Origin of the sequence: Billgrantia lactosivorans (assembly GCF_003254665.1) — a bacterium.
Classification (GTDB): Bacteria; Pseudomonadota; Gammaproteobacteria; order Pseudomonadales; family Halomonadaceae; genus Halomonas; species Halomonas lactosivorans.
The window spans coordinates 257,796-270,885 of record NZ_QHGY01000003.1; the positions used below are offsets into that span (position 1 = coordinate 257,796).

Here is a 13,090-nt window from a genome sequence, read left to right on the forward strand (position 1 = left end):
ATGGCAACGCTACTGAACTCACAATCGGTGGTGACGGAAGCCGCCCTGGCCGCCATCGCGCACATGCCCACCGCCAGCCTGCCGGCGCTGATGGACGATGCGTTCGCCCAGCGCTTGACCGATGCCGACCTCATGCGGGTCGCCGTGCTGCTGGCGCAGAAGAGCCATGACGAGGGCGGTTGCCCCATCGGCGCGGTGATCGTCGACAACGCCACACGGCGCATCCTGGGCAAGGGCCACAACACCCTGGTGCAGGAGAACCACCCCTACAACCACGGCGAGACCTCGGCGATTCGCGATGCCGGCCGACGGGACTTCAGCCGCGCCACGCTCTTCACCTCGCTGAGCCCCTGCGAGATCTGCGCCACCCTGCTTCACATGCGCGGCTTCTCCCGCGTGGTGGTGGGCGACGTGACCAATGCCTCGGGCACCGAGCCCCTGCTGCGCGCCAAGGGCATCCAGGTGGACATTCTGGAGGACGCCCGCGGCATCGAACTCTATGCCCGCTTCCGCGCCGAGCGACCGGAGCTGGACCTCGAGGACTGGCAGGGCCTGAGGGCGACGCGTGAGCCGTGACGATTCAATCACCACCGAGCTGCCGGTGGGCGTCATCAGCGATACCCACGGGCTGCTGCGCCCCGAGGCGCTCGCCCTGCTCGAGGGCTGCGGGCTGATCCTGCACCTGGGCGACGTCGGCGCCCGGGACGAGGACGCCGCCATCCTCGAGCGGCTGGCGGCGCTGGCGCCGGTGGCGGCGGTGCGTGGCAACATCGACACTGCCCCCTGGGCCGAGGCGCTGCCGGCGATGCGCGACCTGACCGTCAACGGCTGGCGCCTGCACCTGGTGCATCGCCTGCATGACTTCGACCCCGCCACCCCCTGCGACGCCGTGCTCCACGGTCACTCCCACCAGCCGCGCCACGAGTGGCAGCAGGGCCGTCTGCTGTTCAACCCCGGCGCGGCCGGCAAGCGCCGCTTCCGCCTGCCCATCACCCTGGGCAAGCTGTGGGCCGACCCGGGCGGGCTGCGTGGCGCGATCCTCTACCTGCCGCTCAGTTGAGGCCGGGCGCAGCGCATTGCGCAATTATGTCCAAGCCTTCCCCGGCGGCCCGGCTTACGCTATGCCTGTATGGCGTTCAGGGAGGCGCGACATGGCCAGGCAATCCAGCCGGTTCGACTACTACAAGAGCCGGCAGATACCCGAGCTCACGGTGCTCCAAGCATCGCTGAGCGACTTCAGCTACGACCGCCACGCCCACGAGGAGTACGCCTTCGGCGTGACCCTCTCCGGGCGGCAGGACTTCTTCAGCGGCGGTGAGTTTCATCGCAGCCCGCCCGGCAACGTCATCCAGTTCAACCCCGAACAGGTGCACGACGGCCACCCGGGCGACGACACCACGCTGGGCTACGTGATGATCTACGTGCCCGCCGCCCAGCTCGAGGCCTCGTTCGCCGACGCAGCGGGAAGCGAGCGTGCCGCCCGGTTCCACGGCCGCGAGACCCTGCTGGCCGATCCCGAGCTGCGCCACGCCATCCTCGATCTGGCCGGGCTCTTGATTCACCGTCAAGGCACGCGCATCGACCAGGAGCACGCCCTGCACCGGATGGCGACCCGCCTGGTGCAGCGCGCCGGCAGGTTCCAGCCCGGCGGCAGGGCGAGCCGCCCCGATGCGCTGCTGCTGAGGGCCAAGGAGTACGTGCTCGCCAACCTGGAAGCGGACCTCTCGCTGGACGAGATCAGCCAGGCCGCGCATCTCTCGAAGTACCACTTCCTGCGTCTGTTCCGGCAGCAGTTCGGCATCACGCCGCACCAGTACGTGCTGAGCTGCCGGGTCAACGCCGCGCGCAGCGCCCTGGAGGCCGGCGAGGCGCCCTCGGAAGTGGCCTTCCGCTACGGCTTCACCGACCTCAGCCACTTCAACCGTCGCTTCAAGCGCATCTACGGCAAGACGCCGTACCAATATCAGCGCAGCGTCACCTAGCGGCGCGGAACCCCCGGCCGCTCGGCCACATCATCACGCACTACCTGTCGGAGAGACTCCCCATGGAGATCGTCGCCTATGCCCTGGGCGTCATGTACACGCCTGGGCCCGTGAACCTGCTTGGCCTGAACGCCGGCCTCAACGGCCAGGCCAGAACCTCCCTCGGCTTCTTCGTCGGCGTGGGGCTGGCCATGCTCACGCTCTTCCTGCTGTTCGGCTGGGCCGGCGGGGCCTGGGTGCGCGGCGACATGCTCGCCGTGGTGGGGGCGGTGGGGTGCGGCTATATCCTTTATCTGGCGCTCAAGGTCGCTCGCTCGAGCGTCGACCTGGGCAAGGTGCGCCAAGCACCGCGCGTGCTGAGCTTTCGCGACGGCTTGATCATGCAGTTGTGCAATCCCAAGGCGATGATCGCGACCCTGCCGATCGCCACCCTCCAGTTTCCCGCCGCCGGCATCCACGGCGTGAGCCTGCTGTTCTGGTCGCTCGGGCTGGCCGCGCTGGCCTTCGGTGCGCCCACCAGCTACGCCCTGATGGGCGCCGTGGTGGGTCAGCGCCTCGCGAACCCCCGCCTGCTCAAGGGCTTCAGCCTCGCCATGGCGGCAATGCTGGCATGGGTCGCGATCGCCATCGGCTACGAGCACGTGTGGCTGCCGCTGGCTTGGGGAGGGGGTTAAGGTATTGTCCTGCCTACGGCTTCGTTGGTTTCCGTTGATCCAGCGCAGCAGACGGTCCAGCTTGGAATGATAGTCTTGGCCCCAGCAAACAATAGCGATAGCCCGCCCGCAAGGATGCCCAATGACAAGTGCCAGCTGGCTGAGCGTTGTCTCTTTCGATGCTAGTCTGAGCGCAGGTTGAATGAGGGATGGCAACCCCAGAAGGAATATCCCCATGGAAGCGAGCTCTTCCGCCCCCCGCATTACCCTGCATCCGCTCGATCGCCGCGTACAGGTGACGATCGGCGACACCCTGCTGGCCGACACTACTCGTGCCATCGAGCTGCGCGAGCGCGGCTACCCGCCGCGCCTGTACCTTCCCCGCCAAGACGTGCGCATGGACAGGTTGACCCGCTCGAACACCGCGACCCACTGCCCCTTCAAGGGCGATGCCGCCTACTTCTCGTTCGGTGAACAGGCCGACGTGGCGTGGAGCTACAAGCAGCCGTTGGCGGGCATGGAGGCGATTGCCGGGTGCGTGGCGTTTGACGACGTCGCCTGTTTTTCGGAACGTCCCGGCGCGTCAAGGGCAATGTCATAGCGCCTCCCCATGGGGAAATGGCGCCTCTCGAGCGCTAGCGCAGGGCATGCCAATCGATGGCGGCCCTCTCCTTGAGCAACCACGACCCGAGCCCGGCGACGGCAAGCCCCAGGACGGCGAAGAGCAGGAAGGTGGCGGCATGGCCTTCCGCCCCGACCAGCCAGCCGGCCAGCGGGGAGCCGGCGACCTGGCCGGCCGAGGTGGCGAGCAGCGGCAGCACCGGGGCGAAGGCGGGTACCTCGGTCATGATCTGGAGGCTTCTCACCAGGTAGAAGCCGGTCAGGGTCATGTAGCCGGCGCCGAACAGGGCCGCCGATGCCAGGGCGAGGGCGAAGCTGCCGGGATCGATGACCAGAATCGCGAGGCTCGCGGACATCACCGTGAGACCGGCGGCATGGCTCGCGGCCGGCCCGAAGCGTGAGATGAGGTCGCCGGTGCCGGCGCCGGTCAGCCCGCCGAGGCCGACGGCCAGCCACATCCAGGCGGTCTGGCTCGGCGCGAGCCCGCCGGCGTTGATCACCGCATCGGGGGCAAACACCCAGTAGGCGGCGCTCACGCAGCCCATGCCCACCGCAAGGCCGCTCAGTCGAGCGATCCCCAACCACTCCTCACGGCTCACCGGCATGTCGGCCAGGCGAGACCGTGAAGGCGAGGTGCGTGGCGCTTCCCGCGGCAGATAGCAGAGGGCGGCCAAGGCGGCGAGCGCCGCCAGGAGGGCGAATCCGGTATAGGCGCTGCGCCAGGCCTCCGCCCAGATCAGCACCGCGGGCATGGCCAGCGCGATCCCCACGCTGGTGCCGGCATTGACGGTGGCGTTGACCCGTCCGCGCAGCCCGGGCGGGACGACCCGGGACACCGCCTGCGCCATGGCCGGCGAGGAGAGCCCGGTGCTGATGCCGCAGACCAGCACCCCGACGGCCAGCAGCAGCGAGGAAGGCGCCAGGGCGATCGTCATCAGCCCGATGGCGGCCAGGCCGGCGGCCGCAACCCCGGCGTGCCGGACCCCGAGGCGGCGGGTGACCCAGGGCGCGGCGAGGATGGCGAAGACGAAGCTGAGGAACGGCAGGGCGCCGATCACCCCCGCCATGGTCGGCGAGATCGTCAGCTCGTCGCGCATCGAGGGCAAAAAGAGCCCGAACACGAAGCGGGCCAGCCCGTAGGTGATGGCGATGACGCCGCTGCCGAGCGCCGCCATGCCGAGGGCAGACAAGGGCCTCATGGGGTCTCGCTCCGGGCCGCGGCGAGCAGGGCATCGGCCACCGCCCGGGTGTCGGCGAGGGCGGCATCCATGCCCAGCAGTACCACCGCCGTGTTGCTGCCTTCCAGTACCAGGAAGAGGCGCCGCGCGAGGCCGGCGTGGTGGTCCAGGCCGTCGCGCGCCACGGCGGCCTCGAGGCGTGCCAGCAGGTCGCGCTTGGCGGCTTTCGCCAGGGCATGGACCTCGGCGCTGTGCTCGGCGAACTCGCCCATCGCCTTGACCATGATGCAGCCCTGGCGGCTGCAGCGTTTCAGCCAGCGGCCATGGGCTTCGACCAGGGCCTGGGTCGCCTGGCCCGGCGGGGCGGCGGCGGAGGCCGCATCCAGGCTGGCGATGAAGCGCGCATGGCGAGCCTCGAGCACCGCCGCGACCAGCGCCTCCTTGGAGGCGAAGTGGTTGTAGAGCGTCATGCGCACCACCCCGGCCGCCGCCACGATGCGGTCGATGCCGGTGGCGTGAAAGCCCTGCTCGTAGAACAGCCGCTCGGCCGTGGCGAGCAGTTGATCGCGCTTGGAAGCTGGCATCGATGGCGCTCCTGTGCACCTGGTATATATAGACCGATCTATCTAGATCGGAGTCAGTTAAATACACAGCAACGGCGGTGTCAAACAGTCACGCCTTGACCGAACAGAAAGGGCCGCTTTCTGGAAAGCGGCCCTGTACGTTACGGCTGACTCAGCAAGCAGTCGGTATCAGCTATCCGACATGCGGGGATTCTCGATAGCGGCTTCAGGCGGCTCCCGGCTCCCGGAAATAATGCCAGGCATGATGGTAGAGCACGCCGGCATAGCCGTTGCGCTGGATGAGCTTGAGAATCTTGGCGGGATTTTCGTCATTCAGGGCCTTGTGCAGTTTCGCCCGCTGCTCTTCATCGAGGGCCTCGTACCAGTGGTAGGGCGCGCCCTGGGCATTGCTATCCTCGGCCTTGCGCATCAGGTCCATTTCGATACGCCCGCCATGCCGATACAGGATGTCGTAGCCCTCCTGCAGCCGGGATGACGGCACGTCGCACGGCTTCTCGAGACCTTCCAGCACGTTGTAGTAGTAATAGCTCAGCGGTTGCATGTGGCTCCTCCAGCGGTATGCCGTTGCTTGTCTCTACCCACCTGCTTTTCTTCCCTCATCCTGCCTGAGCCAAGGCGGCGGGCTCAACGGAAAAAATGTAAGCCATCCGCGCCCCCGCACCCCATGGTCAGGCGTCGAACATGCGTGGCTCATGCGCTCGGAGGCGGTGCTGGCGCTAAACTGAAGTCAGCAAGGGGCGACGACGGGATGGGGCGGGCGATGAACTACGAGCAGGTGGTGAAGAACCTCTGGCGCCATGGCGACGGGCAGGTGCCCGACCAGGCCGCCAGGCTGAAGGCGCTGATTCGCTATGCCACCCTGGCCCCTTCCGGCCACAACACCCAGTGCTGGCGCTTTCGCATCGCCGAGGGAGCCATCACCATTTTGCCGGATCTCACCCGGCGTACCCCGGTGGTCGACCCGGACGACCACCACCTCTACGTTTCGCTGGGATGCGCCGCCGAGAACCTGAGCCTGGCGGCGCGGGCGTTCGGCATGTCGGGCGAGGTGACCTTTCATGCCGAAGGCGACGGCGAGGTTCGCGTCATGCTGGCGCCCTGCCAGCCGGAGGTCTCGCCGCTGTTCGAGGCCATTCCGGCCCGCCAGTGCTCGCGCACCGACTACGACGGCTTGCCCCTCGCCGATGAAGAGCTGGGCCGGCTGCAGGCCGCCGGCACCGGGCAAGGGGTCTCCATCAGCCTGCTGACCGAGAAGAAAGCCATCGAGAAGGTGCTGGAGTACGTGCTCCAGGCCAACGGCCGGCAGATCGCCAACGCGGCGTTCCGGCAGGAGCTCGAAGGCTGGATCCGCTTCGGCGAGCACGAGGCGGTCGAGGCCGGGGATGGGCTCTTCGCCCGCTCGATGGGCAGTCCCGCCACGCCGCGCTGGCTGGGCCGCTGGCTGTTTCGCGCGTTGCTGCGGCAAGGCGCCGAGAATGCCAAGGTCGCCCGCCAGGTGCGCAGCTCCGCCGGCATTGCCGTGTTCATCTCGGCCGCCGACGATCGGGCGCACTGGGTCGAAGCCGGGCGCTGCTACCAGCGTTTCGCCCTGCAGGCCACGGCACTCGGCATCTGCAACGCCTTCATCAACCAGCCGGTCGAGGAGGCGAGCGTGCGCCCGTCCTTCGCCGAGGCCCTGGGGATCGTCGGCGGGCGCCCCGACCTGGTGGTGCGGTTCGGCCGGGGCAAGGCGATGCCGCGCTCGCTGCGCCGGCCGGTGGAGGCGGTGCTGGTCCCGTAACCCCACAAACAGATAACGCTATGGCCGATGGGCCGAATCAGCTGCCATTCGGCTCACCAGGATATGCCGACAGCAATGTGCGTGGCTTTACTTCCAGCCCAGATGCCTCCATATCCTCGTCAATCCCTCTTGTCCCGGAGCCCAGCCATGTCCGATTCCCTGCACCTGGCCTGCCCTCACTGCCTGGCCATCAACCGCGTGGCCACGGCGCGCCTGGCCGCCTCGCGTTGCGGCAAGTGCAAGCAGCCGATGTTCACCGCCGCCCCCCTGGAACTCACCGGCGCCAACTACGCGGCGCTGATCGAGCGCAGCGAGCTGCCGGTGGTGGTGGACTTCTGGGCCAGCTGGTGCGGGCCCTGCAAGATGATGGCGCCGATCTTCGCCCAGACCGCCACCGAGCTGGAGCCGCGCATCCGCTTCGCCAAACTCGACACCGAGGCGGAGCCGGGACTGGCCGGACGCTTCGGCATCCGCAGCATCCCCACGCTGATCGTGTTCAAGCAGGGGCGTGAGGTCGCCCGCCAGGCCGGGCTGATACAGGGCTCGCAGCTCAAGCGCTGGCTAGAGCCGCACCTGGTTTGAAGCCCCAGCAGGTCAGCGATCCAGCAGTCCCTCGGCCAGCGCCACGCCGAGCCGGTCCACGGCGGCGGCGAGCTTCTCGTCGATGACGTGCAGGTACTCCGTCCAGTCGTCGACGTGGTGCAGCTCCGCCTTGCCGTCCGAGATGCCGCGCAGCACGATCAGCGGCACGTTAAAGCGCATGCAGGCGCGCAGGCAGGCGTAGCTCTCCATGTCCACCATTTCGGCGGCAATGGCGGCATAGGCCTCGCCCGAGACGATGTTGGCGCCGGTGGAGAGCGTGGCCTCGGCAATGCCGGGAATGCGCAGCGGCAGGGGCAGGATCGCCGGCAGGTCGAGGAAAGGGGTGATCCCCTTCTCGAAGCCCAGCGGCGAGGCGTCCATGTCGCGGTAGGCGATGGAGCTCGCCTGGTAGATCTCGGTCTGCTCGAGCGAGCGGCTGCCCGCCGAGCCCAGCGACACCACCAGGTCGGGCAGGCGCCCCTGCCGGGCGTGCGCGGCCAGGGCCGCGGTGAGCTCCACCGCCGCCTCTACCGGGCCGACGCCGGTCATGAACGGCGCGAAACGCTGCCTGAGATGCGGGCCGTATTCGGCCTCGGCGGCCATGGCAAAGAGCACGTCGTGGCCGCCGAGTGTCGTCAGTGGCGGCGTGCCTGATGCCGCGCTCATGCGTCGATCCTCGCCTGAGCCTCAGCCTCAGCCATTGCCATCGTTGCTGACCGTCTGTATGACCTCGAACCCCTCGAAGTTCGGCGGGCCCAGGTAGAGCCCCTCGCGCTTGCTCTGGCCGGCGTTGGCGTGGGCCTTGCGGAACGCCTCGGAATGCGTCCAGGCTTCGAAATCCTCGCGCGAGCGCCAGATGGTGTGCGAGGCGTAGAGCACGTGGTCCTCCTTCTCGGGGCCGCGCAGCATGTGAAACTCGACGAAGCCGGGCAGGCCCTGCAGGTGGGGCTCCCGCTCCAGCCAGATCTGCTCGAACTCCTTCACTCGCTCGGGGTTGACCCGAAAACGGTTCATGGCGATGAACACGATATTGCTCCTTGTGGTCGGGCGGCGGTTGATCACCGCAAGACGATGACACTGACGCCGACAGGGGGCAAGCATGTAAAGGCGGGTTCACCTGGCGCTTGCCTACTGGGTTGGATGGCTTTCAACCTCTGCCGGTCGACTCGAGAATCGCCCGGCGCAGCGCCTCGGGCGGTTGGGCGCCCGACAGGCCGATTGAGTGATTGAAGATGAAGGTGGGCACACCGCTCACGCCCAGGCGCTGCGCCTCGTCGAGGCCCGCCTTTACCTCGGCCCGGCCCTGGTCGCTGGCGAGAAAGGCGGACATGTCGATATCCGCCAGCCCGCCGTCTCGGGCGGCCTTGGCCAGCACCGCGCCGTCACCGATGTCCTCACCCTCGACGAAGTAGCTGCGGAAGAGCGCTGCGACCACGGCCGACTGGACGCCATGCTCCCCGGCGAGCCAGATCAGCCGGTGGGCATCGAAGGTATTGGGTGTTCGCGTCATGCGCTCGTGGTGAATCTCGATCCCCGCCTGGGCAGCGGCGGCCTCCACCTGGGCGTCGAGCGCCCGGGAGCGCTCCCACGAGCCGAACTTGGCGGTGCGGTACTCGCGCCGCGGCAGGCCCCCGGCAGGCATGTCGGGGTTGAGCTCGAAGGGGTGCCAGGCCACCGAGACACCGATCTCTCCGGGCAGTTCGGCCAGGGCGAGGTCGAGGTGGCGCTTGCCGATGAAACACCAGGGGCAGATGGCATCGGAGATCACGGTGATGTCGACGTGGGGCATGGTCGCGGAACCATTGGATCGGATTCCCTCGAACCCTAGCACTTTCAGGCCGTGATTGACGCCGGTTTCAGCCATCGGGTAGCGAAAGGGGTATCGTAGGCGAAAGCCACCGGGAGAGATGACGATGCACCAGGGAAGCTGCCTGTGCGGGAAAGTGACATACGAATACCGCGGCGAGATCGATGAGGTCTCCATGTGCCACTGCCAGCAGTGCCGAAAGGCCCAGGGCTCCGCCTTCGCCGCCGTGGCACCCATCCGCTCGGCCGAGTTTCGCATCACCCGGGGCGCGGAGCACCTCAAGGAGTATCGCGCCACGCCGAACAAGGCGCGGGTATTCTGCAGCGAGTGTGGCAGCCCGCTCTACAGCGCCCGCGACGACCTTCCCGACGCCAAGCGGCTGCGCCTGGGCACCCTGGATACGCCGATAGCGCCCGGCAAGCGCTACCACGCCTGGGTCTCGTCCAAGGCCGAGTGGTTCGAACTGGCCGATGAGCTACCCAGGTTTCCCGAGTCCGCGCGTTGAGTGATCGGGCCCGGCACAAGAAGGGCACCGAGTAGGGAAAAGCGGAGAGAGAAGAGAACAAGAGCAGAGAACAAGAGCAGAGCGCAGGAGAGACCGGATGGCGTACCTGGCAACGGCGGTGGGTCTGCTGCTGGTAGCGGCACTGGCCATGCAGGCGTGGCGCCTGACCGACAACCGCGCGATGGAGAGGGCCTGGGTCTGGCTGCAATCCCAGGCGCCCGCCAGCGTCGAAGCGTTCGACCCCGCCATGGTGGAAGGCCTGCCCGACGCCGCCCGGCGCTACTTCCGCTACACCATCGCCCCGGGCACGCCGCTTCACGTCGTCAGTGAAATACAGATGACAGGCGAGATCGGCCTGGGTAGCAAGGAAGCACCCGGCTACCGTCCCATGCAGGCACGCCAGATACTCGCGCCACCACACGGCTTCATCTGGCACCTCGAACGGGCCGGCGCCGGCCTCATGCAGATGAGCGGCTCGGATGGCATGGCGAACGGCCACTCCTGGACGCGCTTCTGGCTCAACGGCACGTTGCCCGTCGCCAGGGCCGGGGGCGACGACAACCACCTGCGCGCCTCGTTTGGGCGAGCCGTGGCGGAAGCCGCCTTCTGGGCCCCGGCAGCGCTGCTGCCCCAGCACGGAGTGCGCTGGGAAGAGACCGGCGAGCCCAGCCTGGCACGCGCGTTCGTCACCCACGGCTCCCTGGAACAAGCGATAGAGATCGCCGTGGCCGAAAACGGCCAACCGCGCTGGGTACAGTTCCAGCGCTGGAGCAACGCCAACCCCGAGAAAGAGTGGCGACTCCAGCCCTTCGGCGGCTATCTCGACGACTTCCGTAACTTCGAAGGCTTCACCCTGCCCACCAAGGTCGACGGCGGCAACCACTTCGGCACGGAGGCGTACTTTCCATTCTTTCGGGTGAGGGTGGGGGAGGTGCGGTTTTCGGTGCCGTAGCGCTCAATGGCACTAGGCAAGATCAGCGAGATGCTCGAGGGTTTCAGGATACTTCTGGACGAGCCGGATGAGTGTCATGGCCTGGGCATTGGGCTTGGCGCGGCCTTGCTCCCAATTCTCCAGCGTCCTTGGGTTGGTGCGGAGGTACATGGCGAAAACCGGGCGGGACATATGCAGTCGCTCCCGCAGCTCGATGAGTTCGCTGGCTGTGACGTCGGGAACCTCTGCCAGCTCTACGGAGTGGGAGCGCAGCGTGCGCTTGCCTTGGCGCTCATCTGCCAATGCATCGAAGCCCTCGATGAGTTCGTCAAAGATGTTACGGCCCATGGTCATGGCCTCGCGTTGATTTCCGCATCCAGCAGCTGTCTCAGGGTCTTTCGCAGCCTCCCCCCTTGGATGACATCACCGGCCCCAGGGTTCTGAAGCAAGAAATTCTGGCAGGCACGAAAGGCGGCGTCATCGAAGTAGGTGGATCGGTGCCGCTCGAAGGGTGGCAGTTCGAGAAACGTTGCTTTGATGCGATGTACGCAGATTGCGTATATTTTTGCTGCAGCGCCAAGCCATGTCAAACGCCCTGGTGTGGCAACCTATCCTACGAGCAGGCCCTAGGTTGCCACCCATGCTAGGCTAGGCCATGGGCTGCCATCGTTATCGGGTTGCCGAAGGCTCAACGTTGCTGAGGTAGCGCAAAATGAACAGAACCGAGACGTTACAGCTGTTGCGAGAACACCTACCGTCGCTATCCAGTGAGTATGGCGTTACCTCGTTGGCACTTTTTGGTTCCATGTCGCGCGATGAGGCTCGCGACGACAGCGATATCGATATCCTGGTGAGCTTTGAGGGCCCGGCTACCTCGGCGCGTTATTTCGGTGTGCAGTTCTACCTGGAGGATCTGTTGGGCCATCCGGTAGATCTAGTGACCGATAAGGCGCTACGTCCCGAGCTTAGACCCCATGTGGAGCGTGAGGCAGTGCGTGTCTGATTCTCGTCTCAAGCGCGAATGGCGCTTCTATATCGATGACATGATCGGTTTTGCTGAGAAGGTCCTGTCCTATACTGATGGCTTGGATCAGGATAGCTTCACCGTGCATGACCTTACCTACGACGCCACACTGCGAAATCTCGAGCTGATCGGCGAAGCGGCAACCCGTATTCCACTTACGGTTCGTCAGCAGTATCCGGACATTCCCTGGCGGATGATCATCGCTACCAGGAATCGCTTGATCCATGCCTATCTTGGGATTGACGACGATACCGTATGGAGCATCATCCAGGACAATATTCCCGAATTATTGGAACAGCTACGTGAAGTCAAAAAACCGAAAGAAGCCGAATAGCAGTGTAGTGCCTACTGCTCCATATACCGCGCTGCTTGATCGTCATGCATGGCGTCGGTCTATCTCGTTTTTTCGGTACCCTTTCCTCCCGACTCCGCTTTTCTGAGGTTCAGGCTTATGCCTGGCGCAATACGGATCCGCTGACGAAATCGAAGTGCCATCCTCCGCTCCCTCTCTTGTCACTTGTTGTTGTTGTTTTCAGCCTGCTCCCGACGTTTCTGCATGGCATCGCTGAAAGCAGCAGCCAGGATGCCGGTCGGCATGGCGATCATGCCGATGCCGACGATGGCGGTCAGGCCCGCAAACAGCTGCCCAGCCGCGGTCACCGGGGTCACGTCCCCATAACCCACCGTGGTGAGTGTGGCCACGCTCCACCAGAGTGCCCTGGGAATGCTCCCGAAGGCCTCGGGCTGATGGCTGGCTTCCAGGACATAGATCACGCTGCTGGTGACGATCAGCAACGCCACAGCCACCATCAGACTCACCGTGAGTTCGTAGCGTCGCCCGCGCACTGCCTGGTAGAGATCGCCAATCGCGTTGGAGAAGTGCCCCAGGCGCGCGAGCCTGAGCAGCCGTATCAGTTTGAGCAGACGTAACGCAAAGGCGTTGACTGCCCCCATGGTCAGGAAGAAAGGCAAGATAGCGAGCAGGTCGAAGATCGCCCATGGGCTAACCATGAAGCGCAGGCGCCCAGCCAGCCCGCGATAGCGGGGATCTTCGCCAGCCGCAATCACGCGCGCGACGTACTCGACCAGAAAAGCCAAGGCCAGCACTGCCTCTGCGGTGACGAAGAGGCTAGGCGCAAGCGCTCGGACTACCGGCTCCGTCTCCAGAATGGTCAGTGCAGTCGCGAGGATTATCAGGCCAGCGATGAAGCGGTTGATGATCGACAGCCCAGGGGCTTGGCGAGCGGTGGGCTCGAGCATTAGGTAAAGGCGGCGGCGCCAACCGGCATAGGGGCTGGCCTTCTGGCTATCCAATGGCTGCATGCATCCCCCTATCCCATCGCCAGCTGATCAGTACACGATTCTCAGACCCATTGCCCAAGCGAATGGGGATCGCAGCATTATTAGCATAATGCTCATTCGCAAGGATTGGCGCTATGCCAA

The 13,090-nt window shown here is 66.0% G+C and carries 19 protein-coding genes; 11 read left to right on the top strand and 8 right to left on the bottom strand.

Translation table 11 applies throughout. From position 1 onward, the window contains the following. From DIS04_RS09620 to DIS04_RS09640, 5 genes are all read left to right on the top strand, one after another. Entirely contained in the window at window positions 1-576 is a 576-nt protein-coding gene (locus tag DIS04_RS09620) for a nucleoside deaminase (protein ID WP_111413544.1), read from the top strand. After that, complete coding sequence (locus DIS04_RS09625) at window positions 566-1,060, top strand: metallophosphoesterase family protein (RefSeq protein ID WP_245904533.1); 495 nt, start codon at window positions 566-568, stop codon at window positions 1,058-1,060. Before DIS04_RS09620 ends, DIS04_RS09625 begins: the two co-directional genes overlap by 11 nt. Before the next feature lie 91 nt (window positions 1,061-1,151). Further along, entirely contained in the window at window positions 1,152-1,982 is an 831-nt protein-coding gene (locus DIS04_RS09630) for an AraC family transcriptional regulator (protein WP_111413545.1), read from the top strand. Window positions 1,983-2,044: 62 nt separating this feature from the next. Next, window positions 2,045-2,656: a LysE family translocator gene (locus DIS04_RS09635; protein WP_245904534.1), complete on the top strand. Its 612-nt coding sequence runs from the start codon at window positions 2,045-2,047 to the stop codon at window positions 2,654-2,656. Window positions 2,657-2,870: 214 nt separating this feature from the next. Next, window positions 2,871-3,236 carry a DUF427 domain-containing protein gene (locus DIS04_RS09640; RefSeq protein WP_111413546.1) on the top strand — a complete coding sequence of 122 codons (366 nt, stop codon included), beginning with the start codon at window positions 2,871-2,873 and terminating at the stop codon, window positions 3,234-3,236. A gap of 34 nt (window positions 3,237-3,270) precedes the next feature. On the opposite strand, the gene DIS04_RS09645 is transcribed toward DIS04_RS09640, so the two are convergent. The 3 genes from DIS04_RS09645 to DIS04_RS09655 all read right to left on the bottom strand — a co-directional run bounded on the left by DIS04_RS09645 (window position 3,271) and on the right by DIS04_RS09655 (window position 5,559). After that, a complete protein-coding gene (locus DIS04_RS09645) occupies window positions 3,271-4,455 on the bottom strand; it encodes an MFS transporter (protein WP_111413547.1) in 1,185 nt (394 codons plus the stop codon). Continuing rightward, the gene (locus DIS04_RS09650; RefSeq protein ID WP_111413548.1) at window positions 4,452-5,018 is read right to left on the bottom strand and encodes a TetR/AcrR family transcriptional regulator; all 567 of its coding nucleotides are present in this window, start codon (window positions 5,016-5,018) and stop codon (window positions 4,452-4,454) included. Before DIS04_RS09650 ends, DIS04_RS09645 begins: the two co-directional genes overlap by 4 nt. A 205-nt stretch (window positions 5,019-5,223) precedes the next feature. Then, the gene (locus DIS04_RS09655) at window positions 5,224-5,559 is read right to left on the bottom strand and encodes a hypothetical protein (RefSeq protein ID WP_111413549.1); all 336 of its coding nucleotides are present in this window, start codon (window positions 5,557-5,559) and stop codon (window positions 5,224-5,226) included. A 219-nt stretch (window positions 5,560-5,778) separates the two neighbouring features. Here DIS04_RS09655 and DIS04_RS09660 point away from each other — a divergent pair, with 219 nt between their 5' ends. Together DIS04_RS09660 and trxC are read left to right on the top strand one after the other, a co-directional pair. Further along, entirely contained in the window at window positions 5,779-6,798 is a 1,020-nt protein-coding gene (locus DIS04_RS09660; protein WP_111413550.1) for an Acg family FMN-binding oxidoreductase, read from the top strand. Between the two features lie 147 nt (window positions 6,799-6,945). Then, a complete protein-coding gene (trxC, locus tag DIS04_RS09665; RefSeq protein WP_111413551.1) occupies window positions 6,946-7,380 on the top strand; it encodes a thioredoxin TrxC in 435 nt (144 codons plus the stop codon). Between the two features lie 12 nt (window positions 7,381-7,392). On the opposite strand, the gene DIS04_RS09670 is transcribed toward trxC, so the two are convergent. The 3 genes from DIS04_RS09670 to DIS04_RS09680 all read right to left on the bottom strand — a co-directional run bounded on the left by DIS04_RS09670 (window position 7,393) and on the right by DIS04_RS09680 (window position 9,169). Then, on the bottom strand, window positions 7,393-8,046 hold the full coding sequence (locus DIS04_RS09670; RefSeq protein WP_111413552.1) for a 5'-methylthioadenosine/S-adenosylhomocysteine nucleosidase: 654 nt from the start codon (window positions 8,044-8,046) through the stop codon (window positions 7,393-7,395). 27 nt (window positions 8,047-8,073) lie between these two features. Next, complete coding sequence (hmuQ, locus tag DIS04_RS09675; RefSeq protein ID WP_111413553.1) at window positions 8,074-8,406, bottom strand: heme-degrading protein HmuQ; 333 nt, start codon at window positions 8,404-8,406, stop codon at window positions 8,074-8,076. Between the two features lie 121 nt (window positions 8,407-8,527). Next, a complete protein-coding gene (locus DIS04_RS09680; protein WP_111413554.1) occupies window positions 8,528-9,169 on the bottom strand; it encodes a DsbA family oxidoreductase in 642 nt (213 codons plus the stop codon). Between the two features lie 124 nt (window positions 9,170-9,293). Between DIS04_RS09680 and DIS04_RS09685 the strand changes: the two genes are divergently transcribed. Then, window positions 9,294-9,692, top strand: a complete 399-nt coding sequence (locus tag DIS04_RS09685) for a GFA family protein (RefSeq protein WP_111413555.1) — start codon at window positions 9,294-9,296, stop codon at window positions 9,690-9,692. Window positions 9,693-9,789: 97 nt separating this feature from the next. Beyond that, window positions 9,790-10,644, top strand: a complete 855-nt coding sequence (locus DIS04_RS09690) for a DUF6544 family protein (RefSeq protein ID WP_111413556.1) — start codon at window positions 9,790-9,792, stop codon at window positions 10,642-10,644. A gap of 12 nt (window positions 10,645-10,656) precedes the next feature. Here DIS04_RS09690 and DIS04_RS09695 read toward each other — a convergent pair whose 3' ends face one another. Then, window positions 10,657-10,971, bottom strand: coding sequence for a helix-turn-helix domain-containing protein (locus tag DIS04_RS09695; RefSeq protein ID WP_179951246.1), 315 nt, complete (start codon window positions 10,969-10,971; stop codon window positions 10,657-10,659). A 364-nt stretch (window positions 10,972-11,335) separates the two neighbouring features. Here DIS04_RS09695 and DIS04_RS09705 point away from each other — a divergent pair, with 364 nt between their 5' ends. Together DIS04_RS09705 and DIS04_RS09710 are read left to right on the top strand one after the other, a co-directional pair. After that, window positions 11,336-11,626, top strand: coding sequence for a nucleotidyltransferase family protein (locus DIS04_RS09705; RefSeq protein ID WP_111413558.1), 291 nt, complete (start codon window positions 11,336-11,338; stop codon window positions 11,624-11,626). Next, window positions 11,619-11,981 carry a HepT-like ribonuclease domain-containing protein gene (locus DIS04_RS09710; protein ID WP_111413559.1) on the top strand — a complete coding sequence of 121 codons (363 nt, stop codon included), beginning with the start codon at window positions 11,619-11,621 and terminating at the stop codon, window positions 11,979-11,981. The genes DIS04_RS09705 and DIS04_RS09710 overlap by 8 nt, the downstream gene beginning before the upstream one ends. Before the next feature lie 179 nt (window positions 11,982-12,160). On the opposite strand, the gene DIS04_RS09715 is transcribed toward DIS04_RS09710, so the two are convergent. Next, on the bottom strand, window positions 12,161-12,970 hold the full coding sequence (locus DIS04_RS09715; RefSeq protein ID WP_111413560.1) for an ion transporter: 810 nt from the start codon (window positions 12,968-12,970) through the stop codon (window positions 12,161-12,163). Window positions 12,971-13,090 lie beyond the last annotated feature (120 nt).